The following is a 24,746-nucleotide window of genomic DNA, read 5'->3' as shown; positions in this document are numbered from 1 at the left end:
GGGTACCCTTCGGCGAAGGCTTCCCGGAAGGCTTCCGGAAAGGCTTCCCCAAAGCCTTCGCCGAAACCCCAATGATGCTCACCAAATCCACGAAATTCGCGAGACCCTCGCGACACACTCGCGAGACCTTCGCGAGGATCTCGCGAGTGTCACCGATGACTCACCGATGACCCTTCGAAGGGGCTTCCTCGGTCGTGGGCACGCTCCAGAAGCCCCTTGGAAGGGGCTTCGAAGGGGCTTCCAAGGGCCTTCCAAGGGCCTTCGAAGGGGTTGCCGACTGAGGATCCCGATCGGGTTTGGGCTTCGAAGGGGCTTCCGGACGCCAGGATTGAACCGGAATGCATTCCACTTCAATCCGCATGGGGCGGAATGCAACCGCTACGCGGTGTAGCGGTTCGGGAATTATCCCCGCCGTGGGGAAAAAGGAGGATCGCTACGCCCCTCCCTTTGACCTCCCAGAATTCTGGAACGTCATCGGCCGACCGTGACGATCATCGTCATGGTTCCCATCGATCGCGGACGATCACCACGAAGGCAGCGAAACCACAGCGGAAGGTTCGCGTTTTGGTGGTCGCGAACGATCGCCGCTTGAGAAAGCGCGGTCAAACCGACGTGTGGACGATTTTGTCCATTTTCGCTTTCGGGGTTGAGCCGAAAGAGTCGCCACGCACCGTTTGAAGTCGCGCCGACTCAAACCAGCGCTACAATGCTGGCGTGGCCAAAACGACGAAGCCGTGGGAAGAGGACTGGCAGCCCTCACGCGAGGGCTCGCGAACGCTCGTGTGCGGCAGCGACCCGTATCCGGCGGCCGACTTCTACGGCTCCGAAGGGGATGGCCGTATCAAGCTCGCTGCCGCTGCGCCCGACATGGCGCGGATGCTGATCGACCGAGAGTGGACCGGCGAAGGCACCGTGCCTGGAAGCGGCGAGCATGAGCTCGCGTGCGTCCACTGCTGGGGACTACGACCGAAACACGAGCCCGACTGCCGGTGGGTCGCCGTCATGCGCAAGGCGGGGGTGCGGCCATGAACATCGTCACACTCACGATCGAGACGCCCCAAGACTGGACCGACGACGATCGGGCGATGTTCCAGGAGTGGCTCAACGACTACGTGCTCGCCGGCATCAACCCGCTGATCTGGAGGAAGCCAGGCTCTTGGTCCGGCAAGCACATCGCCGCGCTCGCCGTCCAGGATGAGAAACCGGTGGGCCGATGAGCATCCTAGGTGCCTTCGCTGACTTCGTTGAAGCCGTGCACCGCTCGTCCCTCGATGTCCCGCACGAGGTCGTCTTGCCAGCGCGGGCCTTCGACATGCTCGCAAAGGAGCTTGAGCCCCGCTGCATCTACGTCTGTACGAAGCCTGGAGGGGTCGGCATCACGTTCGAGACGGGGCGCGGCGAGATCCTCATCCGACGAGCGTCATGAAGAAGGACCGAACGCCTTCGGTGAATTCACCAGAAGCGTCTCCCGTGCCCCATCCGGAGTCACGCGCGCGCGCGACCCCTTCGGAGACGGCCGCCAGGGTGAACGAGCTCGCCGCGGTGATGCGAGCGGGTGAATGGCGGCGCGGCGTCAGCGGCGAGATGTACGCGGCCATGTGGGGCCTGTCCCTGTCGACCGTTGAGAACCTCTCGGCGGAAGCCTGGCGCCGTGTCTGCGCGGAAGCGAACGACGCGGACGCAGCTCGGCCGACCATTGCCGGCACCCTTGCCGTCTCGCTTACCCAAGCGGCCGACGGGCGGGCCTTTAGCGACGTCGCACGGCTCGCTGACGTCTACAGCAAGGTCGTGGGCGCTCGAGCGCCAGAGCGGCACGAGCACGCGCATGTGGTGGCTCAGTTCGAGCAACTCCCGCCCCACCTGAAGCGGGCCCGGCTGCTTGAGGTGCGGGCCAAGATCGACGCAGCGATCGCGGCGCTACCCGAAGACGCGGGGTAGTGCGACATGTCGGATCTATTTCACTAGGTGACCTTGACCATTATGCGTTTGAGCGCATAATGACTGCATGGCTAACGTCAACGTGAGCGACGAGTTCGGGGCCTGGTTCAAGGGCCTCGATGATGCCGCTCAGGATGACGTTGCCCGCGTGGTCGACATGCTCGAAGCCAAGGGCGTCTCGCTCGGCTTCCCGCAGAGCAGTGAGATCAAGGGGTCGAAGTACGCGCTTCGCGAGCTCCGCATTCAGTCGAAGGGCCGCCCTATCCGCGTGATCTACGCGTTCGACCCCGTGCGTGATGCGTACCTCATCATCGGTGGCGACAAGACGGGCAACGGCCGTTTCTACGAAGAGATTGTTCGTGAGGCGGAGAAGATCTGGACCGAATACCTCGCGGAGAGGTGATTGGAGGAGCCATGGGAACGAAGACTTGGAAGCACCTCAAGGACGAGACCATGGGCTCGGAGCGTCAGGCCCGCGTACACGCGGAGGCGATGGCCGAGCTGCGTCAGGTCGAGCTGCGCGAACTGCGAGAGATTGCCGGCAAGACCCAGGTGGACCTTGCCGAGGCCTCCGGCTTCCAGCAGGCCGAGGTCTCTCGAATCGAGCGACGCGAGGACCACATGCTGTCCACGCTGCGCCGGTACGTGGAGGCGCTAGGCGGAGAGCTCGAAGTCGTGGCGGTCATAGGCGACCATCGCGTGCGTCTGCGGTCGGTCTGAGCTAGTTTCGTCATCGGTCCGCGCGTAGGTGCGGGCGTGGAAAGCCTGGAGTCATCGACTCCGGGCATTTTCATTTTGTCCGCCAGCCTCTGCCAAAGTTGGCAAAGGCCGCCACTACGCAAGATTGACGTAGCCGCCTTCGCACATCTCGTGGTGCGTGCCAGCGCTAGCTAGTTGGTGTGCCTTCGGTCGCTGACTTGCTGGAGCTCCGGCCCATGCAGCCGAGCGACAGGAATTACATCCTATCCTCGTGGCTGCGTTCGTTTGCCGGCAAGTCTGAGGACGGCCGCGGGTTCCGTGAGAGCGGCTCGCTGACGGACTTCTTCACCGACTACGCCCCGGTCGTGCGGTCACTCATCGACCGCAGCGCGATCGTGGTTGCCTGTCTGAAAGAGAAGCCCGACGCGATCGCCGGCTGGATGGCCATCGAGGAGGACGCGTTGCACTACGTCCTCGTCAAGCCGCGTTGGCGCCGTTGCGGCGTCGCACGCTGGATGCTCGCCGATTACGCGAGCGTGCCGGTCGTGTTCACCCACGAGACGAGTGATTCGCGTCGGTGCCCTGTGCCCGAGGCGTGGCGGCTCAGGCGCTGGCGCGTCTGGCCTAAGGAGAGAGAACAATGACGACGAAGAAGACGGCGGCGGCGAAGCCCGGAACGTTGAAGGTTGCGAAGACGATCGGATTGACGATCAGCAACCTCGGAGCGCGTACTCGTCGCGAACTCGCCGAAGACCTTCAGCGTCACGCGGACAACGGCTACCACGTCGCGAGCGCGGATGTCCTCGCCACCGGCGCGCACGTCATGCTCCAGCGCTTCGATGAGTGGTCGGTGGACGAGTTCATCGACGAAATCGAGAGCAAGTTGGCGGAGGCGCGGTCGTGAAGAAGACGCAGGCGACGCGATGAGTTGGGTCCGTCTCGAACGCGGCAACGACTGGGGTAGCATCTACTTCGCGTTGCCGGGACAGCGTCTCAACGCACATGGGCAAGCATCGGCGAAGACGCAGGGGCTGCCCTTCTTTGAGGGCGACGAGTACCGCGTCCGGTGGCCAAGCGGCGAAGAGACAACCGAGTCTGTCACCTTCGGTCACTACAGCGAACGCGTCTCCGACCACGGCAACTCGTACGAGGTCGGGAGCATGTTGCCCGGCTTCCAGCTCCGCGCCCGCGGCGTCTCGTGGTTCGTGCCGATCGACGCGGTCGAGGTTTGGTTCGAAACAGTGGAGGCCGCATGAAAACGCTCAACGAACTGCGAGACGAGTACGTGGACATCAAGGCCAGGCGCAAGCGTGCCGCCGAACGCGTGCAAGAGCTGCAGGCTGAGATCGACCGGACCGACCAGGAAGAGAAGGACCTCCGTGACGCCGAGTACAAGGCGAGCCGGGCGGTCCTAAGGGCGGTCCTTGGTGACGCCGAAACGGAAGCCGCATGAAGATCACCGCCGTCTACTTCCGTGACCGCGTCGCGCCACCCGGACTCGGCATGAACGCGGCCGAGTCGTACCTCACGATCGCACAAGGCTACGCCTTCGAAGTCGAGGGCGGCCTCGTCCGCATTCGTCGCGAGGGGAAGCAACCGCGCCTCGTCCCCATGAGCAACGTCAAGTGGATGGACGAGGAGCAACTGGCGCCGAAGGGCGGCAAGTAGCCATGGACCGCGTCGTCGGCCGGTGTTCGCTCTGCGGTGGGTGTGTTTGCATCCCCCATCTCTGGATGGGCATCTACCCGCCCGAGCCTACGTGCACGTCATGCGGGGCCGTTGCCCAAGGTCCGGAGCCTGTCATCGCGATGAAGCGGGCGCCCATTACCTCGTTCCAGACGCCTTGGGCCTTGCCGTGAGGCCGACATAGCGGAGACACGTGAACGTCCTCGACCTGCGGGACATCGAAGCGTGCGCCGATGCAGTGCTCGATGGCGGCGCTTCGAAGTCGTTCATCCCGCATGAGCCGTGGGCGAAGCAGAAGGCGTTTCTAGCGCTCGACGTACTCGAAGCCGGCTACGGCGGCGCGGCTGGCGGTGGGAAGAGCGACGCGATCCTGATGGACGCGCTGCAGAACGTGCACGTGCCTGGCTACTCGGCGCTGCTGCTGCGTCGAACGTATCCAGACCTCGCGCTGCCTGGCGCGCTCATGGACCGCTCGCACAAGTGGCTCGATGGCACGCGTGCGGTCTGGAACGAACAGAAGAAGCAGTGGACGTTTCCTACGCCGTGCGGGCGGACGTCGACGGTCCAATTCGGCTACTGCGATACTGAAGCCGACCTCCGCCGCTACAAGTCGGCCGAGTTCCAGTTCATCGGCATCGACGAGGCCACCGAGTGGCCAGAGAAGTGGTACACGTTCCTCTTCTCGCGCCTTCGACGCGTCAAGGGCTTCCCCGTTCCCATCAAGATGCGGAGCGGGACCAACCCCGACGGCCCCGGCTACGGCTGGTATCGTGAGCGCTTCGGCATCCCGGAAAACAAGGCGTTCAACGATCCGATCTGGTCGGGCCCAAAGCGCGTGTTCTTTCCGGCGAGGGCCGAGGACAACCCCGCGCTCGACCTCGAGCAATACGAGCTCTCGCTCGAGGAGATGCTCGGCGGCCGAAAGGGCGTGAAGTGGAAGCAGCTTCGCGAAGGCCTTTGGATCCCTGACGGCTCCGGCCTCGTCTACATCTTCGACCCGAAGAAGAACACCGCACCGCGCATCGACTGGAAGAGCGATCGCAAGCGGTGGACGTTCGTTCTCGGCATCGACTACGGCCTGACGAACGCTTGCGGGTTCGCCGTCATCGGGTGGCGCCAAGGCGACCCTCGTGTGTACGTGCTTGAGTCGTTCAGGGTCGAGGACATCGAGCCGACCGCCGCGGCCAAGGTCGTTCAGGAACTCGAGCGCACCTACCAGTTCGCAAAGATCGTCGGTGACGTCGGCGGACTCGGAAAGGGCTACGCTGAGGAAGGGCGTCGACGTTGGACGCTACCCATCGAACCGGCGCAGAAGCAGAACAAGCGCGGCTACCAACTCCTCTTCCAAGATGCGCTTTCAAACAGCCGCATCTTGCTCGTGCCGGAGACGACCGGCGACCTGCGCGACGAGTGGAAGGTGCTTCCATGGGACGCAGACCGGAAGGCGGAGGCGAAGGGGTTCGCCAATCACGCGGCTGACGCAACGCTTTACGCCTGGCGTGAGGCGCCGAACTATCACGACCTCGAGCAGGCGCCGAAGACCGAGGCCGAGCAGGCAGCTGCACACGAGGCAGAAATCGAGGCCGCTGCCGAAGACGAGTACGTCCGCAGCGAGAACGAAGAGTGGTGGGCGGCTTAGGCAGCCTTGGGCCCGACGAACGTTCGCAACCGCCGGTAGTAGTCGGCAATCTGCGTCCGCTTGTCGTCGTTCTTCACGGCCAGCGGGTTCACTTCGTAGATGCGAAGCGTCGTATCGGACACGCCGATCATCCTCGCCGCTCGCCGCAGGCTGATACCCGCTTCGACTCGGACCGCCGCATCTCGCAAACCAGTGTCGTTTGCGGGCTCGTCGGTCATTTCAACCGCGTGTTGCATATGTGCGTTGTACATGTTCCAGCGTAGCTCCCGCTACGCGATTCTAGCGCATTCACCTACGCGCATCACGGCGTGCGTTGGCCAGCTAGCAAAGAGATCGTGCCCAAGATCTCCGAGCTGCAAGCACTCCACGACTGGATGCGCTCCGTCGGTGCCGTGCATGTCCGCGATGGGGAACTGGAGCTCACGCTAGGCCCTCAGATGGTCAGGTTCGAGCCCTCCGAAGAGGCTCAGAACGACGGGACCGAGGACGATGAGGAGGCCGATGCGCTCCGTGACCTTGGCCTCAGCGCTGACATCCTCGCGCTGAAGAAGAGGTCCGCGTGATCACCTCGTCGGCTTGGTGGAAGCAGCCGGACGGCGAGAAGCATCTGGCCGTCACGACGACCGTTCGCCAGATCCGTGAGAACCAGGGCTACCGCAAGGCGCTCGATCTCATGCACGCGAGCCTCTACGCCGACCGCCCGATCACCGGGTTCGGCATCTGCGGCACGCAGCGGATGACGATTTCGGGGCTCCGGATCTCGCTGAACGTGATCCGGAACATGGTCGGGACGGTCACGTCCAAGATCGCCTGCAAGAGTCGCCCGAAGCCGATGTACCTCACCGAGGGCGGCGACTACGAGAAGCGCAATCAGGCGCAGAACCTCGAGAAGTTCGTCGGTGGCGTCTTCTACGAGTCCAAGACCTACCAGGAATGCGAAGACGCGTTCCGAGAGTGCGCGACCTACGGCACCGGTGCCGTCAAGGTCTACGCGAACCACGACACGGGGCGCGTCGTCACCGAGCGCGTCTATCCGTGGGAGATCGTCGTTGACGACGGCGAGGCGCACGAGCGCAAGCCGCGCAACCTGTACCAACGCAAGTACGTCGACCGGCTCCTGCTCGCTGAGCAGTTCCCGGATCATCGCGACGAGATCATGACATGCGAGGCGGACGCGGAAGATCGCGAGTTCGCCTACCAGACGACCGCCGATCAGGTTCTCGTGACCGAAGCCTGGCACCTTGGCGAGAGCAAGAAGAGCCCAGGCCGACACTGCATCGTCATCGCCAACGCGACGCTGGTAGACGAGGTCTGGAAGGCCCCGTCCTTCCCCTTCGCGTTCCTGCGCTGGTCCAAGGACGTCTCCGGCTTCTTCGGTGTTGGCCTCGCTGAAGAGCTGACCGGCATTCAGCGCGAGATCAACAAGCTCCTGCAGCAGATCAAGAAGGGCCACGGCCTCGTTGCCGGGCACTGGATGGTGCAGCAGGGCACGACGATCACGCAGCAGATCAACAACGACCTCGCTGCGATCATCAAATACGCCGGGCTCATGCCGCAGTACGTGGCCCCGGCGATCATTGCGCCGGAGGTCTACTCGCATCTCTGGCAGCTGTACGCCAAGGCGTTCGAGATCGCCGGCGTCTCGCAGATGAATGCCACGGGTCAGAAGCCCTCTGGCCTCGACTCGGCTCCGGCGCAGCGCACGTACCAGGACATCCAGTCGGAGCGCTTTCTTGAGGTTCAGCGCGACTACGAAGAGTTCGTCGTCGACATCTCGAAGCTGGCGGTTCGCGCCGCGAAGGAGATCGGCGGCGGCTACCAGGTCGCCAGCGTCTCGAAGAACTCGATCGAGTTCATCAAGTGGAGCGACGTCAACCTGGACGAAGAGTCCTACGTCGTTCGCGTCTACCCGACCGCGCTGCTCCCCTCGACGCCTGCCGGCAAGCTCGCTTGGGCGGAGGACATGATCAAGGCGCAGGTCATCCCGACCGAAGACGTCCTCGACATCGTCGACTTCCCCGACACCGAGGCCTACGCGAAGCGTGCGAACGCGGCCCGCCGAATCATCGAGCGGAACATCGCGACGATGCGAGATAAGGGCCTGCCGGTTTCGCCGGAGCCGTTCGACCCGCATCCGCTCGCGCTGCGTCTCGTGAACGAGGCCTACCACGAGGCTCGTCTCGACGCGGTGCCGGACACCCACCTCGAGTTGATGCGCCAGTACATGGCGACGACTCAGAAGTTCATGCAGCCGCCCCCGCCCCCACCGGGCACCGGTGCGCTGCCGACCAACGTTCCGCCTGGTGCGCCGCCCCCGATGGCTGGCCCGCCGCCAGGCGCTCCCCCTCTACCAATGGCGGCGTGACACATGAGCGACGAGCAGACGCAAGCAGCACTGGAAGCGATTCCTCCGCAGATGCGCGAGGCGATGGAGTCTGTCTTTGGTTCGGATTCGGGAGCCGCTGCAGAGGAAACGCAGAGCGCCACGCCGCCCTCTGGCGCCACGGATTCCCCTGCAGCGACTCCCGCGGCCGAGCCTAAGGATCCGGCAAAGGAACGCGTCGCTGCACGCATCCTCGCCGCTCGGCGCGCCGACATGCGAGCGGCCGAGCAGCGCAAGGCGATTGCCGAAGAGCGTGCCGCTCTCGAGAAGCAGAAGGTCGAACTCAAGGACATCGCTGCCCTCGCAGAGCAGGCCAAGGGCGCGAAGCTTTCGCCATCGAAGCTCATCGAGCTCGCTGGACTCGACCCGAAGTCGTTCCTGGAGTCGCTTGCAACGGAGCACGAGCCTGCGAGCGTTGCGGCCCGCGTCGCCGCGGCAACGAAGTCGGAGACCGATCTTCTCCGCGAAGAACTCGCTGCGATGAAGAGGGAGCGTGAGCAAGAGCGCGCTCAGTCGACCAGGGCGCAACTGGACGCTCAAGTCGTGCAGGCGCAGCAAGGCTTCATTCAGCACATCGCTGCGTCGGCGGAGAAGTACCCCCACCTCATCGAGGAATACACCCCTGCGGAAATTGCAGCCGAAGGGCTGCGCGTCGCAGAGGAGCACGCCGAGGCTTACAAGAAGAAGTTCGGAACCTATCCCGACGAAGACGTGATTGCCGAATACCTGGAAGACCAGGCGAAGGCACGCGCGGCGGATCGGGCTGCATGGCACGGGCAGATTGGAAAAGCCGCGCCGAAGCCCAGGCAGGGCGGACTCACGGGTGAGCATCAGATGGCCCCATCGGAAAGTCAGGGCCGTGGTCCGCGCACGCTGACGTCAGACGTCACGAGCACGCGCGTTGCCCCTCCAAAGCCTTGGTCTCAGGAGTTCGCCGACGAAGAGTCGATTCGGATCCTGAAAGCGGCAACACGCTGACGACGACGACGCGCTGAACGGCAGCCCGGTGCGCGGTGGCTTCGACCCACCTCTCCGGAGTTCGCCACATGGCATCCAGTCTCGACGCAGCCGCACTCGGTGCGGTTCTCAAGGTTCAGTACAACCAAAAGAAGGTCAACAACCTCTGCTACCGCGAGTCGTCGTTCTTCGCGAAGCTGAAGAAGAACCAAAAGTTCGGCGGCAAGGTTGAACAGGTCACCTTCAAGTACGGCAACCCTCAGGGTCGTGGCGCTGCATTCGCCGTAGCCCAGGGCAACATCACGACGTCGGTTTACGACGCGGTCAACGTCACTCGAGCGAAGGACTACGCCTTCGCAAACATCGAGGGCGAGATGATCGATGCCGCGAAGGACAACGAGTACGCGCTACTCGATGGCCTGAAGTCGGAAATCGACGGCGCGTTCTACACCTGCGCTCGCTCGATCGCGAACTCGCTCTTCCAGGCCGGCGGCGGTGCGCGAGGCAAGATCGGCGCTTCGACGGTTCTCGCCTCGACCCTGCTCGTCCTCGAAGACCCCAACTCGGTCGTCAACTTCGAGAAGGGCATGGTGCTGAACCTCAGCGCCACCGACGGCACCAGCGGCACGAAGAGGACCGGCACGCTGACCGTGGTCGGTGTCGACCGTGACGCTGGCACGCTCACACTCAACGCCAACATCAGCACCGTCGGTAGCGCTATCCAAGGCGACTACATCTTCCAGAACGGCGACTTCGAAACGGCGAAGTCGATGCTCACCGGTCTGGCGGGCTGGATCCCGTTCGTCGCGCCGGCTCCAGGCGACAACTTCTTCGGTCTCGACCGCTCGAGCGACCCGACGCGGCTCGCCGGCATTCGGTTCACGCAGAGCTCAGGCGGCCCGTACGAAGAGACGCTCATCAAGTGCGCGGCTCGTGTCGATCGTGAGGGCGGAAGGCCCGACACGGTCATCATGAACCCGATCGACTACGGGCAGCTCGTCGTTGCGATGGGGTCGAAGGTCATCATCGACAACAAGCAGCTTCCGGATGCTGACATCGGCTTCCGTGCACTGCAGCTCAACGGTCCCAAGGGGCCGATGGACGTCATCACCGATGCCAACTGTCCATCGGGCTACTTCTACATGCTCACCATGAGCACGTGGGAGTTCAAGACGCTCCTGGGAGCGCCCCGCATCCTCGGAGAGACTGGCGACGGTCTCAAGCTTCTCCGCAACCCGCAGAGCGACAGCTACCAGCTTCGCGTTGGGTACTACGGCAACCTGCTCTGTGATGCGCCGGGCTGGAACGCCGTCGGGAAGCTGTGAGGTGAGCCATGGCAAACCGCACCTTCTACAAGGCGGAGAGCTACGGCACGAGCCGCGTCTACGCCGAGTTCCGCTTCGTCGCTCCTGGCGCCGGTACGTCCGTCGCAACGGCGAACATCGACGGTGCTGACCTCGTTGCGAGCATCGCTCACGTGGCCGGAACCAACAAGTTCACGGTCACGCTGAAGGATGCCTTCAACAAGGTCATCGCTCACTCGACGGACGTCGTGGAGTCGACGGCCGGTGGCGCGGGCAACTACGCCTCTGCCGGCAACTTCGCCAACGAAGGCACGTCGGCGCCGATCGCGTTCAACATCTTCACGTGGAATGCCGCTGGCACTCCACGCAACGACGCCACGGACACGATCGCCGTCACGCTCGCTTTCCGAAACGGCAACTGGGGGGTCAAGTAGTGGCTTCCGAGTCCAAGAAGCCTGGCCTCGCCTTGGTGATCGGCGTCGGCAAGGACAAGGGCCGCTCGAAGGAAGACGACGACAGCGAGCCGGACATGGACGACGAGGATTACCAAGCGTCCATCGAGGAGCTCGCTGACGTGTTGGATATCAGTGACGACAAGCGGGAGGCGTTTCGCGACGCCTTCCAGGCAGCCGTCATGAGCTGCAAGTAGGAGGTTCCGTGGGCCGTCCTCGTTCGTTGGCGAACATGCTCAAGGACATCCGGCAACGGACGAACATGGAGAATTCCATGCTCGTCACGGACGATGAGCTCACGGAATACCTCAACCAGGAGATCGCCGAGCTGTGGGGACAGCTGACCCGAAACCAGGGCCAGCCGTTCCTACGCTCCCAGACCTCGATCGACGTCGTGCCGAACGTCGCCCTCTACTCTCTGCCGGCGGACTTCTGGACGCTGCAGGAGGTGACGGCGACGTATGGCGGCATCACGAGGCCCATGCGGCCGTTTATGACGGCCGAGCGTGGCTACCTCGTCGGAAACCTGGCGATCGCTCCCTTCGTTGGTGCGAAGTACCGGCTGCAGGGAAACAACATCGAGTTCCTTCCTGCCAACCTCGGCTTCAAGGCCACGGTCTTCTACACGCCCGCCTGCCCTCGCCTCACGCAGCCAGGAGACATCTTCGACGGCTTCAACGGCTACGAGATGGCCCCCATCTACGGCGTGTGCGCCACGGTTCGCGAGAAGGAGGAAACGGACCCGTCCTTCTACGAGAACCGCAAGGCGGCCTTCTTCACCAAGATCGACGCTCTCTCGGCGCACCGGGACATGTCGAATCCCGAGCGCATCCAGGACGTCAGCGGTGACCAATTCGACTGCAACCCAGACGTCGCTTGGTGGTGGCTCTGATGTTCACGCTTCCTAAGCGAGTCGCGTTCCGACAGGAGTTCACGGGCAACTTCGTGCTCGACCGTCTGCAGCGTCTCGCGCAGCAGGTCAACGACGCGCTCAATCAGACGAATGAGTACGTCGGGGCGCTGCCGTTCGCGAACGGGGTTTGGGTGCGTGGGTTTCAGATCAACACGGTCACATCAACGGTCACCCACAACCTCGGTCGCGTACCTGTTGGCTACATCTGCACGAAGCGAAATGCCGCCGTCACGTTCGGCGACGCTGTCTCTCAGCCATCGGACCAGACCAAGCAGTACGGGCTCATTGCTTCCGGCTCCTCAGTGGTCGTCGACCTCTACTTCTTCTGATGCTGCAGTTTCAAATCCAGCAATCGCCCTTCCGACTCGGCCTCGCCGAAGGCGTAGATCCGCGCCTTGCGCCGTTCGGCACGCTCACGCAGGCCGTTAACGCGGTCTGGAAGAAGTCGGGGCGCCTTGAGAAGCGAAACGGCACGACGAAGCTGACGAACGCCATCATGGGCGGCGGCACCATCACGACCGCCAACCGTCTCGGCGTCCGAGGCTCCGAGCTGATGCTGTTCGACGTGGATGGCAACGCATTCACGTACACGAACGATACGCTCGGGTGGCGACGCATTCCGGGCACGCCGCGCCCAGGCCTTACGTGGCGCACCGAGCTCGACTCGAACTCAGGCGTCGCGGGCTATGACTGCGTCGTAGCCGGCAACGCGCTCGTGACGGCGTGGATCTCGGGATCTCCGTATTCGAGCGGCGGACCTCCGACAGGGCCGCTCTGGCTTCGTGCCACCGACCTAACGAGCGGAAAGGTCCTCTTCGGCCCGACGCAGTTGGCCGCATCAGCAAATGGCGTTCGCATCGTCAAGCAGAGCGAGACGGTCGTTGCCGTCATCTTCTCCAGCGGTCCAAACATCAACATGCAGGGGTTCATCGTCTCATCGATGACGCTGGATCCTGGACTGCCTGTCGCGACGCTGCGTGCGGACAACGCTGGCACTAGCTTCGACGCCTGCCTCCTCAGCAACGGGACCATCTGCATCGCATACAACTCCGCCATTCGGCTGGAGCTGTACGCGTACAACTACGTCCCTGGAGTATCGATCACGCAAGCAGCCGCCGGTGGGGTGACGGGCACTGGCGGAACAGTTTCGATCTGCTCCACGAGCACCGAGCTCTACGTCTCGTGGTTCGCCTCTGTAGGATTCATCCGTACGGCCATCGCCTCGCCCATCACGCTCGCTCAGGTTGTTGCGGCTACGAATGTCGAGGCGGCGATTTCTGCTCCGCTCTCGATCTCGTCTATCGCGAAGGCTGGCCGGTGCCTGCTCGCATACTCGCTCGACTTTGGCGCCCCGACGCGAATGCTTGTGACGATCAACGTCAGCAGCTCGGGCGTGGTCGACACGGGGAGTCGCCGCGCGACTGGCAATGTGCAGAGCATCTCGCGTCCGTTCACATTGAACGGCGCCGACTACATCTATGTCGCGGACAACTTCCGCCTCTTCGGGGGAGGGTCCTATCTGCTTCAGATCCCGAGCAGCAATGGCGGGACTGGGACGCTGATTCCTCATCTGTATATCGGCCGCATCGACACGCTGCTGGGCGCGAACGTCATGCTTGGCACCGTTACGCCGATGCCGGACGGCAAGCGTTCAGTCGGCGCGTTGCCATATCTCTCGGAGGTCTCTGGGCCTGCGACGACAACGAGGCTCTGTGCGCTGCGCACGGTCGTGATGGCGATTCGCGATATGCGCCCTGTCGACCATGACCGTTCCGTTCAGTACGGCCGCGAGATGTATTGCTCGGGCGCTGTGCTCTCGGCCTACGACGGCCGGCTCTTGTTCGACTACGGGTGGTCGCGCGAACCGGAGATCGTCAACGTCGCCCAGAACGGCACTGGTAGCATGGGCGCGGGCCTGTACCAGTACGCTGGCGTTCTCGCCTACCGCTCATCCGCAGGCGTCGTCCACCGAAGCGCTCCATCCGCGATGCTGGCGCCATATACGGCTGCCGCGAACTCGCGAGCGCAAGTCGATCTACGCACTGTCTGCACGCAATCGAAGGCGACCGCCGAGAATGGTGACATCGCCTCGGTCGCCCCGACGACGAGCGCCATCTTGGTCTATCGAACGACAGCCGGGCAACCGCAGCTCTACGAGCTCACCATCTTGCCGAACGTGAACGCGCTCACGTTCGACCCGAAGCAGACGACCAACTCGCTCCTCGACGACAAGGCAGACGCGTCGATCGGCGGCGGCACCAACGTCGCGCTGGCGACGCGACCGACGATCTACACACAAGGTGGCGTTCTGCCCGACGAGCAGCCTCCCGCCTTCGTAACGATGACGCTGCACAAGTCGCGCCTCTGGGGTATCGACGGCAGCCAGCGCAAGGTCTGGTTCTCCAAGTCGTTCGAGGACGACTTCGGCTTCGCTCCGGGATTCTCGTCGTCGTTCGTTATGGACTTCGAGTCCGACGTGACGGCTCTGGCGTCGCTCGACGACAAGCTCGTCGTCATGGGAGGAAATTGGATCCGATACATCCTCGGCGATGGGCCAGGCCCGAACGGAGCGGACGGCATCTTTCAGCCGCCGCAGCCGATCCAGACCAACACCGGCTGCATAAGCCCTCGCAGCGTCGTTTCGACGCCGCTTGGCATCATGTTCCAGTCGGCGCGCGGCATCGAGCTTCTTTCGAGAACGCTCGAGGTGGCGTGGCTCGGCAAGTCCGTGCGGGACACGCTTGCGGCGTTCCCTGTCGTGACGAGCGCAGTGCTGGTGCCGAACACGAATCACGTTCGATTCAGCTGCAACACCACCGACGGGACTGCGGGCTGCGTCCTCGTCTTCGACCTTTCGGAGAGCCAATGGACAACGTTCGTCTACTCGGACGGGTTAGCCACATCGCTGCCGATTGCCGATGCGTGCCTTCTGAACGGGTCATACACGTTCGTGACTTCGGGTGGGGTCGTCTACACGGAAACCACTGCCCACTGTCTCGATGCGGGGGCCACGTACGTTCCGATGCGCCTCGAGACGGCGGAGTACAGCGCGACTGGGCCCCTAGCCTTTCAGTCGGTCCGGGCTTTCTCCCTTGAGGGAATCAGCAACGACAACCACGACCTTCAGATCTCTGTATGGTACAACGGAGACACGGTCACACCGGATACGGTGACCTTCGCGGCAGGCTCGCCGGTTACGACGCCAGGGCCGCTCGAGGGATGCGACGTCAGCCCTGGCACGCGACGCAAGTGCCAGTTCATCCGGTTCACGATCCAAGATTCCGCCCCATCGGGTGGCCTGCCAGTCGGAACGGGTAAGGGCCCGTCCTTCGACTCGATGGGCATCGAAGTGGGCGTCAAGCGCGGGTTCGGCAAGAAGCCCGCGACGAAGACGGGGTAGCCGTGCCCAACGAGTACAGCAACTTCACGCAGCAGGACGCGGACCGACCGGACCAAGGCTACAGCACCGGCACGCCTGGGACTGGTGACCATGGCGAAGTCTGGGACCCCGTCACGAAGACGTGGAGCAAGCCCGGTCAGCGCTCGAACGATGCAGCCAAGAACGGCTACTGGGCGTCGGGCTACATGGGCAGCGGTCGCGACAACAGCGCCGCCCGAATCGGCGGCCCGCAGACTGCCGGCCGCGTCTCGGGCATCGACCCGTCGTGGGGCGGCTACTCGTCAACGGTCGTCTACGACGCGAACGGGAACCTCGTAAACGATCCATCGCAGAGCGGCCGCGCCGCTGACGTCGGGAAGTACCGCAATCTCGCGCAAGCAGCTGCCAACCGGCAGGCCTATCAGAACGACTACACGGCCGCGAACGGCTACGCGGCGCAGGCGCAGCAGGCGCGTGGCATTCAGGGCGACGCCATGGGAATGGCTCGCAACGCGGCGCTCGGCGGTCCTACGGCGTCCCAGCAGCTCGCGCGAAACATGCTCTCGCAGGGCCTGGCGGCGCAACAGAGTGCTGCGCTCAGCGCTCGAGGCGGTCCGCTCGCTCAGGCCGCAGCCCTTCGACAGCAGCAGATGGGCCAGGGCGGTTTCATCGCCCAGGGCAACCAGCAACTCGCAGCGCTGCAGGCACAGGAGATGGCGGATGCGCGAAGCCAATACGCGCAGTACGCGACGCAGCAGCGAAACGGCGACATGACGGGCGCGGAGTTGAATCAGCAGCAGGCAAACGCCCAGATGCAGAATGAGCTCGCACAGCGCGGGCTCAACCAGCAGGCCCAGACCGGCTACGAAGGCCTCGCCTACGACGTCAACGCGGCATCGCAGCAAGCGGCGCTCGACAACCGCAAGATCGACGTCGGCGCGTACGACGTCAACTCGCAGTTCGACCAGCGCGACGCTGACCGCCGACAGCAGGTGACGGGCGCCGCCCTCAGCGCTGTCGGGACCGGTCTCAGCGCGGCCGCTGGCGCCTTCGGCAATAGCGACCAGAAGAAGAGCGGCGGAGACAATTGGTGGGACCACCTGGACGGAAGTGATCGCCGAATGAAAACCGAGGTTCGTTCGATGGGGCTCGCAGGCGCCGCGATGGCGCGTCGTGGAGGTCGGTGATGGCTCGCCCCCGATTCGAACAACCTGAGTCCACGCTCGACCACTACGACAACACGTCGTTCGGTGGATATACCGGCACGGTCCATGATGACGGTCAGGGAAACGTTCGCGTTTGGGGCCAGAACCAGGAGCAGAACCGGTACCGGCAACTCGCCGAAGCGGCTGCGCAGCGACAGGCCTATCAGGTCAACTTCGACGCCGCGAACCAGAACCTCGCGCAAGCTCAAGGCTCACGAGGCGCACAGCTCGAGGCCGCGGGCATGCTCGGACAGGCCGCGGCCGGCAATGCCCCTTCCCGGGCGGCGATTCTCGGCAATGCAGCGGCCGGCCAGGGCCTTCAGGCGCAGCTTGAGCAGAGCGCTGGAGCGCGTGGCGGACTCGCAGCCGCTGCCGCCCAGGCTCAGACCGCAAGGCAGGCGCAGGCCGCCCAGCTCCAGGCGATGTCACAATTCGGCGGGGCCCGCTCCGGCGAACTGAACGACGCGCGCAACGCATACCTGCAGACCGGCACGGCGATCCGCGGCCAGGACTACGAGGCGCAGGGCCTTGCTCAGAAGCAGGCCGAGGCGCAGGCGCAGTCGGAGAATTACCAACGTCAGCTCAACCAGCAGGCTGAGATGACGAACTACCAGCGTGAGTTCAGCGTCAATCAGGCCAACCTCGATGCCGCCATCAAGAACCGCGCGATGGATGAGCAGAAGATGGCGATTGACCGTCGTAACGACGAAGAGCGCACCGATCGCATGCTCAAGACGTACGCCGCGGTCGCTCAGACAGCTGTCATGGCTGCCAGCGACGAGCGCGCCAAACAAGACGTCGTTCCGCTCTACAACCCGCCGGGGCAAGAGCTGCGGATGGCCCCCTCGGGGCGCGGCTACCTCGTCGACGACGGCACGCCGATCGAGGCGATGACGGGAGGCGCGAGTCTTTCGGGCGAACCGCCGAAGAAGAGTCTCGCTGCCGCCGTTGCCGCCAAAGGTGAGGCGAACCGAAAGCTGACTCCGAAGGAACTCGAAGCCGCTGCCGACAAGGCCATCGCACGCACGCGTGAGCAGATCGATCGGATCGACGACCAGGGGCCCGCCGTGCGTCGCATGGGAGCCGGTACCCCAGAGAACGGCTACAACTCCGAACTCACCAGCGGCGCAGAGAAGGCCTACGAGGCGTGGCGTCAGCGAACAGCGCCCTGGGATACCGGGCGCGACTACGACCTGCGTGGAGCCTACGCCCAGGGCCTCGATCGAGATGGCCGAGGGCACCTGCCGGACACGTTCAAGAAGCCGAACCACGAGACGTTTTCCGACGAGTCGATGTACGCGAAGTATGCGCCCGACGAGGCCGGCTCCTGGGACGGCGAGACGTACAAGCCGAAGGGGCCGCCCGCGTGGCTTCGTCAGGAGCAGCGGTCGAAGGACATGGGCGCGGCGCTCGAACAGGGGCTTCAGCCGTACGCCTACGCCTACAAGCCTGGCTTTGACGAAGCGGAGCGCCAAGCCCCCGGTGAGCAGAACGTGGGGCCGATGGCTCAGGACATGGCGAGCAACCCCGTCACCGCTACGGCGGTCAAGGAGGGCCCGAACGGGATGCTCTACATCGACCAGCCCAAGGCGCTGAAGTTGTCGCTCGGCGCGGCTGGCTACCTCGCCGCCAAGCAGCGCGAGCAAGAGCAGCGTCTTGCTGCACTGGAGAAGCGCCGATGAATCGCCTTTCGAGCATCTTCGACCTCGATCCGGGCACGGCCGCCGCGCTCCAAAAGAAGTACGGCGCCGAGCAGGCTCCGATGGGGCCACCTCCGCCACCTGTCGCCGGGCCGCCAGCCGCCGACGATCTCAACATCCCCTCCGATCCTTCCGCGAGCGCCAAGCCTGTCAGCTTCTGGGACATGCTCTCGGGCAACGGCGCGCCTGAGAAGCCGGTCACGCCCGTCAGCATTGCTGAGCAGCACATTCCCGAAGGCATGCGCGAGCAGGCGAAGGTAGACGCGCAAAACCAGTGGAACCGCGCGAACGAGCCACAGGGGGCCGCTGGCAATGACGGATTCCCGACCTATCGCGACCTGAGCGGCGAAGCTGCGCCGACTGGTCCGATGCCTGGTGCTGGTGGTGCACCGCGCTGGGTTCCTGGCACGAGGTCGGGCAAGATCGAGTACGGCATTGACCCCGAAACCCTGCGAACGGGCCGAGAGCACCGCGAAAACGAAGCTGGGGCACGCCTGCTAGCTGCGGACGCACGATTCAAGGCGGCTCGTCTTGAGACCGCTGCGGAAGCGGAGCTTGCTCAGGCTGACGTCATCGCCTCCGAGCGAGCGAATGCTGTCCGGAACCGAATCGCTCAAGAGCGACAGGCGTACGTCGAGCGTGAGCGGTCGAAGTTCGACAGGCTTGCCGCTGACGCGTCACGGGACGTCGACGAAAACGCCTACTGGAAGGAGCGTGGCGGAACGCTTGCGCAAATCATCGGCGCCATCGCCGTCGGGATCGGCCAGTTCGGGGCATCGTTGACGGGCGGCAAGAACGCGGCGCTGGAGGTCATCCAGTCGGGCATCGACCGAAACATCGACGCCCAGAAAGCGAACATCGCTAAGGCACGGAGCGCCTACGAGCTTCGCTCCAATCTCTACGCGCGAAATCTAGAGTCGATCGGAGACCCAGAGCGTGCCGCGCTCGCTACCCGCGCCCAGTATCTCGATGATGTGAAGCGGAAGCTCGGGCAGGTCTACACGTCCGCTCGAGGCGCCCGCGATGAGGCTGCCTATCAGGAGCTCTTGGCGTCAGTCGAGAGCGAGCGGGCAAAGGCGGCCGACGAGTTCGCGAAGCTTTCGCACGACAAGAAGACCGAGGAGCTCACGGAAAAGTTCTCGGTGCCTGGAGCGGGTGGCGGACCGAAGGGCCACGAGGCGCTCTACGTCGCGTCGCTTGGTGGGTATGCACGCGACGCCGAGAGCGCTCGCAAGCTGAACGACCAGGGGGCGATGCGGGCACAGATCAACGAGAACCTTCGCGGGATCTCCGGCCTCCTCGAAGAGGCGAAGTCGCTGAACACGGCCAGTGACTACGGCCGCATGCAGGAGATTCGTTCGCAAATCGACTCGCTCAAGCACGAAGTCTTGCGGGAAACGACGGTCCTTCGCGGACAGGGCGCGATGTCCGAGGGCGACAAGGTGGTGTCCGAGCGCGCCGCCAACCTCGAGGACGTTGACCCCCGCGGCAAGACCGAGGCGCAGATCAAGCGAATGCAGAAGGGCATCAAGGATGTCGCCGTCATGCATCAGCGCGATCATCGCCTGCTGGGTGAGGCCTACGGCATCCAGCTCGGGCGTGAGGAATACCGCGCCGGACCAAATGGGCCGGAGCCCGTCGCGAAACTCTCCGGCCGCAACAAGGTCGTGAGCAAGCAGACGCAGAACTACGACGACCTCGTGGAGCCGCCGAAGGGCGTGGTGAAGTAGTGGCCGACAAGAAGGCCGACCCGAGCAAGCCGGTAGGCGTCGTCACCCCCAGCGGGAAGGTCGGCTACCTGCCGGCGGCTGTCGCCGATGACGCGGCCGATGCCGGCGTCCGCAAGGCGACCGATGCAGAGCTGCGGACCGCCCAGCATGAAGCCAACAAGGAGGCCAAGACTCAAGCGCTTCGCGACAAGTTCTCGGGAAGCCTCGGTGCCGAGGTCGAGGGCGCCGTTGCGCCTGCACTCGCCGGCGCTGCGCGAGGGCTATCGCTCGGTCTCAGCGACGAGGCGCTCGTCGGTCTCGGCGGCGACGCTGCTCGCCAGCGGCTCCTCGACTACCAGGAGTACGCCCCCGTCACGTCCGCGCTCGGAGAGATCGGAGGCATCGCCGGCGGTGCGCTTCTCGGAGACGAGGCTGGAATCGGAGCGCTACCTGGCGCGGTGAGCCGGCTCGGCATCGGCGCGGAGCGAGGCGTCGCTGCAGCGCTTGGAGAAGGTGCCATCGCGCGCGGCGCTGGCGTTCTCGCCCGAGGCGCCGCCGAAGGCGCAGTGTTCGGCGCTGGCAACGCGGTCAGCGAGTCCGCCCTCAAGGACACGGACCTGACGGGCGAAGCGCTCATCGGGGGCGCTGCGCATGGCGCCCTCGGCGGCATGGTCGCGAACGGGTTGCTACATGGCGCCGGAGCAGCCGTAGGCAAAGGACTCGGGGCACTGCGACCGCCGAAGGCGACCGCGGGTGCTTACGACGCGATCGCAGAGCGAGAGTTCGGCGAGGCTGCCCCCGGTCTCGGCCGACGACTTGCCGAAGACACGGCAGCCGCAGAGCGCGCCGGTGCGCCGTATCGAACGGGCCCTCTCGACGAGGTTGGCGAGGGGTACCTGTCCGCTCGGAAACGAGTCGCCCCAGAGAAGGCGAACGAGCTCGGTGAGATCTGGAAGAACCGAGAGGTCGCGCTCAACGACGGAGCCGAGCGCCTCGAGACACACGCGCGCGACCTGAGCGAAGCGATCTCGAAGCAGCAGAAGGCTGCCGCCGTCACCGACATGAACACGTTCGGTGAAGCCAAGATCAACCACATGGACAAGCTGGTTGACCGGGCCAACTTCGAAGGCCAGGCGCAGCACGTCATGGACTGGATGTTCAAGGCGCAAGATGCCGTGAACACGCTCGCTGGTGACACGGCAGCCTCGAAGCTCGGGCCTATCGCACGTAGAGAGTTCGAGTCTCGAATGGCGCGGCTCGGGAGCGCCATGGAGACAGGCGACAGCCTGAAGCTTTTCAGGGCTGCCGACGACATGAAGCGATTTCTCGGCCGTGGCGCCAGCTTCGGAAAGCGGGCTCGTGGGCTGAACGAAGCTGAGCGCGCCTTCGATGACCTCTATCAGGGCGAAGGCGGCCTGATGAGCGTTCTCGAGAACTCGGCATGGGGCAAGGCCGCCGACGCTCAGAAGGCTGTCAACGCAGCTGCCACGCAGAACATCTCGCTTGGCGATCGCTTCCGCGGCAAGTTCACGACCGAGTATGGCTCGACGGCTGGCCGCCCTGACTTCGTAGCGAACAGCGAAGCCGTCTCTGGCTTCATGGGTCGCCTGACGAAGGCTGCCAACGACCTCGACGCGCAGGGCGTTCGCGACATGATCGCTACGCGTCGCCGATTCCTCGAGGCGACCGAGAAGAGCTACGACCATGGCGCGGCTGCCAAGACGGCGATCGCCGAAGAGCGTTCGGCGCTCGACGCGATGGAGAAGACCTTCGACAAGGCCACGAAGGAAGCCTCTCTCATCAACCAGGTGAAGAGGCTCCAGGCCGAAGAGCGCGAATATGGGATCGGTGGTGCGCTCGGTCTCGTCACCGACACGTTCAGCAAGCCCATCACCACGCTGCGCCGCCTCGCCATGCTCGAGGAGCACACGCAGAGCGTGCTTGGTCGCATGGGCAAGGGGACGCGACAGCTCGTTGGCAAGACGGAGACAGAGGCGGCCCAGGCAGGCCTACGTCCACCGAAGGGACCGGGCGAAGGATTCTTCTCCCAGCTCTTCAAGTCGACGAAGGCGGCCGCAGACTCGTCGGGCTCCGTTGCTCGAGCGGGCGGCGTGAAGGTCGAGAAGTACGCCCAAGAGGCTCGTCAGATCTCGGCGCTCCAGTCGAATCCGCAGGCGCTCTCTGCTCGAATCGGCGACGCCCTCGGGCCGATGGCCAACGCCGCACCGAAAACGACGGCAGCGGCGACGACAACGGCAATGCGAGGTCTCGCGTTTCTCGCGTCGAAGATGCCGCCGTCCCGGCAGGACCCCTACTCGCTGCAGCCCCAGTTTCAGCCCACCACACGGGCGAGCGATGCCGAGATCTCCCAGTTCCAACGCTACCGCCAGGCGCTCGACAACCCGACATCGCTTCCTGAATGGGCCGCAAAGGGCACACTCACCCACGAGCACGTCGAAGCCGTCAAAGCCGTCTACCCGAAGCTCTACGAGCAGATGCGGACGCAGGTCTTCAACGACCTCGTCGACAGCAAATCGCCCGTTCCTTACGGACGTCGAATCGCGCTCGGAATCCTGCTAGACCTTCCAACAGACCAAACGCTTGCACCGGACTTCATGCAAGCGATCCAGGCCACCTTTACGGCATCGGAACAAGCCGGACAGGAGCCACCGCCCCCCAACCTGGCGCAACTCGATGTTGCGTCGTCCCTCGAGTCAGGCGCGCAGCGCATCTCCTCGGAGGGTCTGGACCGGTGATCCATGTCCGCTGGCGTTTTTCTGACTCCCCGCGTTTCGGCGACTAACGCGCCGCTGCAGGGAAAGACTGCTGCGTTCGGCACTGCAGGCGTAAACATCGCCGCGAAGCAGGGCCGACTGTACAAAGTGCGCGCCGTCAACAGCGGTGCGACCGCGTACTTTCTCCAGATCCACGACAAGGCGACGGCGCCCACGGCCGGCGGCGTGCCGATCTGGGAGGTGAGACTTCCGGCGAACGGAGACGGAGCCGAAGACTTCGGGCTCGCTGGTCTCTACTTCGCAAACGGTCTCGGTCTCGCGATCAGTACGACTGCGGGAACGCTGACGTTTGCAGCGGCCACCGACGCAGTCGCCTACGTCACCTACGCGAGCTAGCCATGGCGTCGCCGCAATACTCGATCCTGTACTCTGCACAGGTTTCGGCGAGCGCAAGTTCGGGTGGCACTGGGGACGTCCTGATCAAGGACGCAACGTCAGGGCTGTTCGTACGAGCCACGGCAGCTGCGCGCGGGTCACGCCGCTCGACGGGCATCGCACTCGGTCCGTACGTCCCCAACGGCACCGTCGAGATTCAGCAGTTCGGTCAGGTAGATCCAGCGACCTCCGGGCTCGGTATCGGGGCGGCGTCATGGGTCCGAGTGTCGTCCACAGGGGGGCTTGAGAGGTGCACACCGGTTGTCGGCGATGACATCGTCGGGTGGGTCGAAACGGACGGAACGTTCCACTCGAACTTTGGCTTCATCAACGCCTCTATGACGAACGGCGGCGCCGTGAATGGCACGGGGTTCGGCCACTACACAAGCGGCGCCCTCGATCCGAACGCGAAGGCCGTTGACCTCGCCACTATCGACGTGACCGGGGCGCTCCCGCTTGCTCGGGTTGCGGCGCCAGGAGGCGACGGCTTCCTGCGATTCAGCGGCGGGGCCTGGACCTCATCGAGCACGATCTCGAACCCAGACATCGCAACGAACGCCGGCATCGACGGTTCGAAGGTGTCTCCCAACTTCGGCAGTCAGAACGTCACGACGTCCGGCAACCTGACGCTGACGGGAGGTTCTCTGTCGACTGGCTCAACACCAGCCGCAGCAGGAGCCGTTCGACTCACGAACGCCACCGACATCCGCTTTCGTAATCCAAGCAACACTGCCGATACCGTCCTCGCCACGGTCGACTCCAGCAATTACATCCGCTTCGGGCTCAGCGGCGAGCCGCAGGGCTACGTCGCTCACGGCGGTGGCCAGTTCGGGTGGTACTCGGCGTCGAAGTACTACTTTCTCGCAACGACAAACAGCCTCCAGACGTCGGTGCCAATCGTCGGCGACGGAGCTGGGAGCCCGTACAGCGTCCACGGCTTCGTGGCGGTCCCGTTTCCTAGTGACGCCAACTACACGGTCACGGCTGCGCAATACTGCAACCGTCACATCTATTTTATGAACGGGTCGTGGACGGTAGCGCGCACGATCACGCTGCCGAGTCCGGCAACGCAGGCGCTTGGCTATTACGTCCACATCACCAACGCCACCAACTTCACGATCACGGTCTCCACTGGCGTCGGCAGCAACAAGACGCTCGCGACGAACGTCTCGCAGCTGTTCTGGATCGACTCGACGGGACCTTGGTTCGCATCCGCAACGTGGACTCGGTGAGGCAACATGAGAGTCATTACCAACATCACGATCGATCTGAAGTTCAACGTCGACGTCACGGCGCCTCAATTCCACGTCCAATTTACCGATGTGGACGGGAACGGGCTCGAGACACACGGTACAACGACGATTGCCGATGACGCCGCGTTCGCACTCTGGCGCGAATTCCCGGGCCTGCTCGATGCCGCAAAAAAGGCCGTCGAGGTGAAGGCGGCCGAGGTCGCCGAGCCAGGCGCGCTCGCGGAACGGATTGCCGCTGCGAACGAGGCCGAACGAAGGCAACGCGAGGCAGCCGCAGCATTGGCCGATGTTGAGTCGGAGCTCGCATCGAAGCGTGCAGAGCTCGAGTCGCTCGCTCAGCGCTGAAAGGAGATCGAAGC

General features: G+C 64.2%; 30 protein-coding genes. 29 read left to right on the top strand and 1 reads right to left on the bottom strand.

The features are described from left to right. Positions 1-714: 714 nt before the first annotated feature. From AKJ09_RS16875 to AKJ09_RS16820, 13 genes are all read left to right on the top strand, one after another. Complete coding sequence (locus AKJ09_RS16875) at positions 715-1,029, top strand: hypothetical protein (protein ID WP_146648236.1); 315 nt, start codon at positions 715-717, stop codon at positions 1,027-1,029. Continuing rightward, the gene (locus tag AKJ09_RS16870; protein WP_146648235.1) at positions 1,026-1,217 is read left to right on the top strand and encodes a hypothetical protein; all 192 of its coding nucleotides are present in this window, start codon (positions 1,026-1,028) and stop codon (positions 1,215-1,217) included. The genes AKJ09_RS16875 and AKJ09_RS16870 overlap by 4 nt, the downstream gene beginning before the upstream one ends. Positions 1,218-1,252: 35 nt before the next feature. Next, a complete protein-coding gene (locus tag AKJ09_RS53000; protein WP_169927593.1) occupies positions 1,253-1,426 on the top strand; it encodes a hypothetical protein in 174 nt (57 codons plus the stop codon). Beyond that, complete coding sequence (locus AKJ09_RS16865) at positions 1,423-1,938, top strand: hypothetical protein (RefSeq protein WP_146648234.1); 516 nt, start codon at positions 1,423-1,425, stop codon at positions 1,936-1,938. Before AKJ09_RS53000 ends, AKJ09_RS16865 begins: the two co-directional genes overlap by 4 nt. Before the next feature lie 67 nt (positions 1,939-2,005). Continuing rightward, positions 2,006-2,341, top strand: coding sequence for a type II toxin-antitoxin system RelE/ParE family toxin (locus AKJ09_RS16860; RefSeq protein WP_146648233.1), 336 nt, complete (start codon positions 2,006-2,008; stop codon positions 2,339-2,341). Between the two features lie 11 nt (positions 2,342-2,352). Then, positions 2,353-2,658: a helix-turn-helix domain-containing protein gene (locus tag AKJ09_RS16855; RefSeq protein ID WP_146648232.1), complete on the top strand. Its 306-nt coding sequence runs from the start codon at positions 2,353-2,355 to the stop codon at positions 2,656-2,658. A 215-nt stretch (positions 2,659-2,873) separates the two neighbouring features. Then, positions 2,874-3,281 (top strand): hypothetical protein, encoded by a 408-nt coding sequence (locus tag AKJ09_RS16850; RefSeq protein ID WP_146648231.1) that lies wholly within the window; start codon positions 2,874-2,876, stop codon positions 3,279-3,281. Next, positions 3,278-3,541, top strand: coding sequence for a hypothetical protein (locus AKJ09_RS16845; protein ID WP_146648230.1), 264 nt, complete (start codon positions 3,278-3,280; stop codon positions 3,539-3,541). Before AKJ09_RS16850 ends, AKJ09_RS16845 begins: the two co-directional genes overlap by 4 nt. 19 nt (positions 3,542-3,560) lie before the next feature. Beyond that, positions 3,561-3,893 carry a hypothetical protein gene (locus AKJ09_RS16840; RefSeq protein WP_146648229.1) on the top strand — a complete coding sequence of 111 codons (333 nt, stop codon included), beginning with the start codon at positions 3,561-3,563 and terminating at the stop codon, positions 3,891-3,893. Then, complete coding sequence (locus tag AKJ09_RS16835) at positions 3,890-4,090, top strand: hypothetical protein (RefSeq protein ID WP_146648228.1); 201 nt, start codon at positions 3,890-3,892, stop codon at positions 4,088-4,090. The genes AKJ09_RS16840 and AKJ09_RS16835 overlap by 4 nt, the downstream gene beginning before the upstream one ends. After that, on the top strand, positions 4,087-4,305 hold the full coding sequence (locus AKJ09_RS16830; protein WP_146648227.1) for a hypothetical protein: 219 nt from the start codon (positions 4,087-4,089) through the stop codon (positions 4,303-4,305). Before AKJ09_RS16835 ends, AKJ09_RS16830 begins: the two co-directional genes overlap by 4 nt. A gap of 2 nt (positions 4,306-4,307) precedes the next feature. Next, the gene (locus tag AKJ09_RS16825; protein ID WP_146648226.1) at positions 4,308-4,496 is read left to right on the top strand and encodes a hypothetical protein; all 189 of its coding nucleotides are present in this window, start codon (positions 4,308-4,310) and stop codon (positions 4,494-4,496) included. Between the two features lie 20 nt (positions 4,497-4,516). Beyond that, positions 4,517-5,962 (top strand): terminase family protein, encoded by a 1,446-nt coding sequence (locus AKJ09_RS16820; RefSeq protein WP_146648225.1) that lies wholly within the window; start codon positions 4,517-4,519, stop codon positions 5,960-5,962. Here AKJ09_RS16820 and AKJ09_RS55560 read toward each other — a convergent pair. After that, entirely contained in the window at positions 5,959-6,084 is a 126-nt protein-coding gene (locus AKJ09_RS55560) for a hypothetical protein (RefSeq protein ID WP_275936626.1), read from the bottom strand. The genes AKJ09_RS16820 and AKJ09_RS55560 overlap by 4 nt on opposite strands. Before the next feature lie 213 nt (positions 6,085-6,297). Between AKJ09_RS55560 and AKJ09_RS16815 the strand changes: the two genes are divergently transcribed. The 16 genes from AKJ09_RS16815 (at position 6,298) to AKJ09_RS16740 (ending at position 24,732) form a co-directional block, all read left to right on the top strand. Next, positions 6,298-6,525, top strand: coding sequence for a hypothetical protein (locus AKJ09_RS16815; protein ID WP_146648224.1), 228 nt, complete (start codon positions 6,298-6,300; stop codon positions 6,523-6,525). After that, positions 6,522-8,327: a portal protein gene (locus AKJ09_RS16810; protein WP_146648223.1), complete on the top strand. Its 1,806-nt coding sequence runs from the start codon at positions 6,522-6,524 to the stop codon at positions 8,325-8,327. The genes AKJ09_RS16815 and AKJ09_RS16810 overlap by 4 nt, the downstream gene beginning before the upstream one ends. Before the next feature lie 3 nt (positions 8,328-8,330). Further along, on the top strand, positions 8,331-9,323 hold the full coding sequence (locus AKJ09_RS16805; protein WP_146648222.1) for a hypothetical protein: 993 nt from the start codon (positions 8,331-8,333) through the stop codon (positions 9,321-9,323). A 68-nt stretch (positions 9,324-9,391) separates the two neighbouring features. Beyond that, positions 9,392-10,627 carry a hypothetical protein gene (locus tag AKJ09_RS16800; protein WP_146648221.1) on the top strand — a complete coding sequence of 412 codons (1,236 nt, stop codon included), beginning with the start codon at positions 9,392-9,394 and terminating at the stop codon, positions 10,625-10,627. A gap of 8 nt (positions 10,628-10,635) precedes the next feature. Then, the gene (locus tag AKJ09_RS16795; RefSeq protein ID WP_146648220.1) at positions 10,636-11,040 is read left to right on the top strand and encodes a hypothetical protein; all 405 of its coding nucleotides are present in this window, start codon (positions 10,636-10,638) and stop codon (positions 11,038-11,040) included. After that, positions 11,040-11,255, top strand: coding sequence for a hypothetical protein (locus AKJ09_RS16790; protein WP_146648219.1), 216 nt, complete (start codon positions 11,040-11,042; stop codon positions 11,253-11,255). The genes AKJ09_RS16795 and AKJ09_RS16790 overlap by 1 nt, the downstream gene beginning before the upstream one ends. Positions 11,256-11,263: 8 nt before the next feature. Continuing rightward, complete coding sequence (locus tag AKJ09_RS16785) at positions 11,264-11,950, top strand: phage adaptor protein (protein WP_146648218.1); 687 nt, start codon at positions 11,264-11,266, stop codon at positions 11,948-11,950. Continuing rightward, the gene (locus AKJ09_RS16780; protein WP_146648217.1) at positions 11,950-12,300 is read left to right on the top strand and encodes a hypothetical protein; all 351 of its coding nucleotides are present in this window, start codon (positions 11,950-11,952) and stop codon (positions 12,298-12,300) included. The genes AKJ09_RS16785 and AKJ09_RS16780 overlap by 1 nt, the downstream gene beginning before the upstream one ends. Beyond that, positions 12,300-15,371 carry a hypothetical protein gene (locus AKJ09_RS16775; RefSeq protein WP_146648216.1) on the top strand — a complete coding sequence of 1,024 codons (3,072 nt, stop codon included), beginning with the start codon at positions 12,300-12,302 and terminating at the stop codon, positions 15,369-15,371. Before AKJ09_RS16780 ends, AKJ09_RS16775 begins: the two co-directional genes overlap by 1 nt. A gap of 2 nt (positions 15,372-15,373) precedes the next feature. After that, positions 15,374-16,537, top strand: coding sequence for a hypothetical protein (locus tag AKJ09_RS16770; protein WP_146648215.1), 1,164 nt, complete (start codon positions 15,374-15,376; stop codon positions 16,535-16,537). Then, positions 16,537-18,237, top strand: coding sequence for a hypothetical protein (locus AKJ09_RS16765; RefSeq protein WP_146648214.1), 1,701 nt, complete (start codon positions 16,537-16,539; stop codon positions 18,235-18,237). The genes AKJ09_RS16770 and AKJ09_RS16765 overlap by 1 nt, the downstream gene beginning before the upstream one ends. Next, the gene (locus tag AKJ09_RS16760; RefSeq protein WP_146648213.1) at positions 18,234-19,985 is read left to right on the top strand and encodes a hypothetical protein; all 1,752 of its coding nucleotides are present in this window, start codon (positions 18,234-18,236) and stop codon (positions 19,983-19,985) included. Before AKJ09_RS16765 ends, AKJ09_RS16760 begins: the two co-directional genes overlap by 4 nt. After that, positions 19,985-22,720 (top strand): hypothetical protein, encoded by a 2,736-nt coding sequence (locus AKJ09_RS16755; RefSeq protein WP_146648212.1) that lies wholly within the window; start codon positions 19,985-19,987, stop codon positions 22,718-22,720. Before AKJ09_RS16760 ends, AKJ09_RS16755 begins: the two co-directional genes overlap by 1 nt. A 3-nt stretch (positions 22,721-22,723) precedes the next feature. Continuing rightward, on the top strand, positions 22,724-23,095 hold the full coding sequence (locus tag AKJ09_RS16750; protein WP_146648211.1) for a hypothetical protein: 372 nt from the start codon (positions 22,724-22,726) through the stop codon (positions 23,093-23,095). 2 nt (positions 23,096-23,097) lie between these two features. After that, positions 23,098-24,366: a hypothetical protein gene (locus AKJ09_RS16745; protein WP_146648210.1), complete on the top strand. Its 1,269-nt coding sequence runs from the start codon at positions 23,098-23,100 to the stop codon at positions 24,364-24,366. A gap of 6 nt (positions 24,367-24,372) precedes the next feature. Continuing rightward, positions 24,373-24,732: a hypothetical protein gene (locus AKJ09_RS16740; protein ID WP_146648209.1), complete on the top strand. Its 360-nt coding sequence runs from the start codon at positions 24,373-24,375 to the stop codon at positions 24,730-24,732. The last annotated feature ends 14 nt before the right edge of the window (positions 24,733-24,746 follow it).

Origin of the sequence: Labilithrix luteola (assembly GCF_001263205.1) — a bacterium.
Classification (GTDB): domain Bacteria; phylum Myxococcota_A; class Polyangia; order Polyangiales; family Polyangiaceae; genus Labilithrix; species Labilithrix luteola.
The sequence above is the reverse complement of the archived record's forward strand: the minus strand, read 5'-3'. Positions and strand labels throughout refer to the sequence as shown.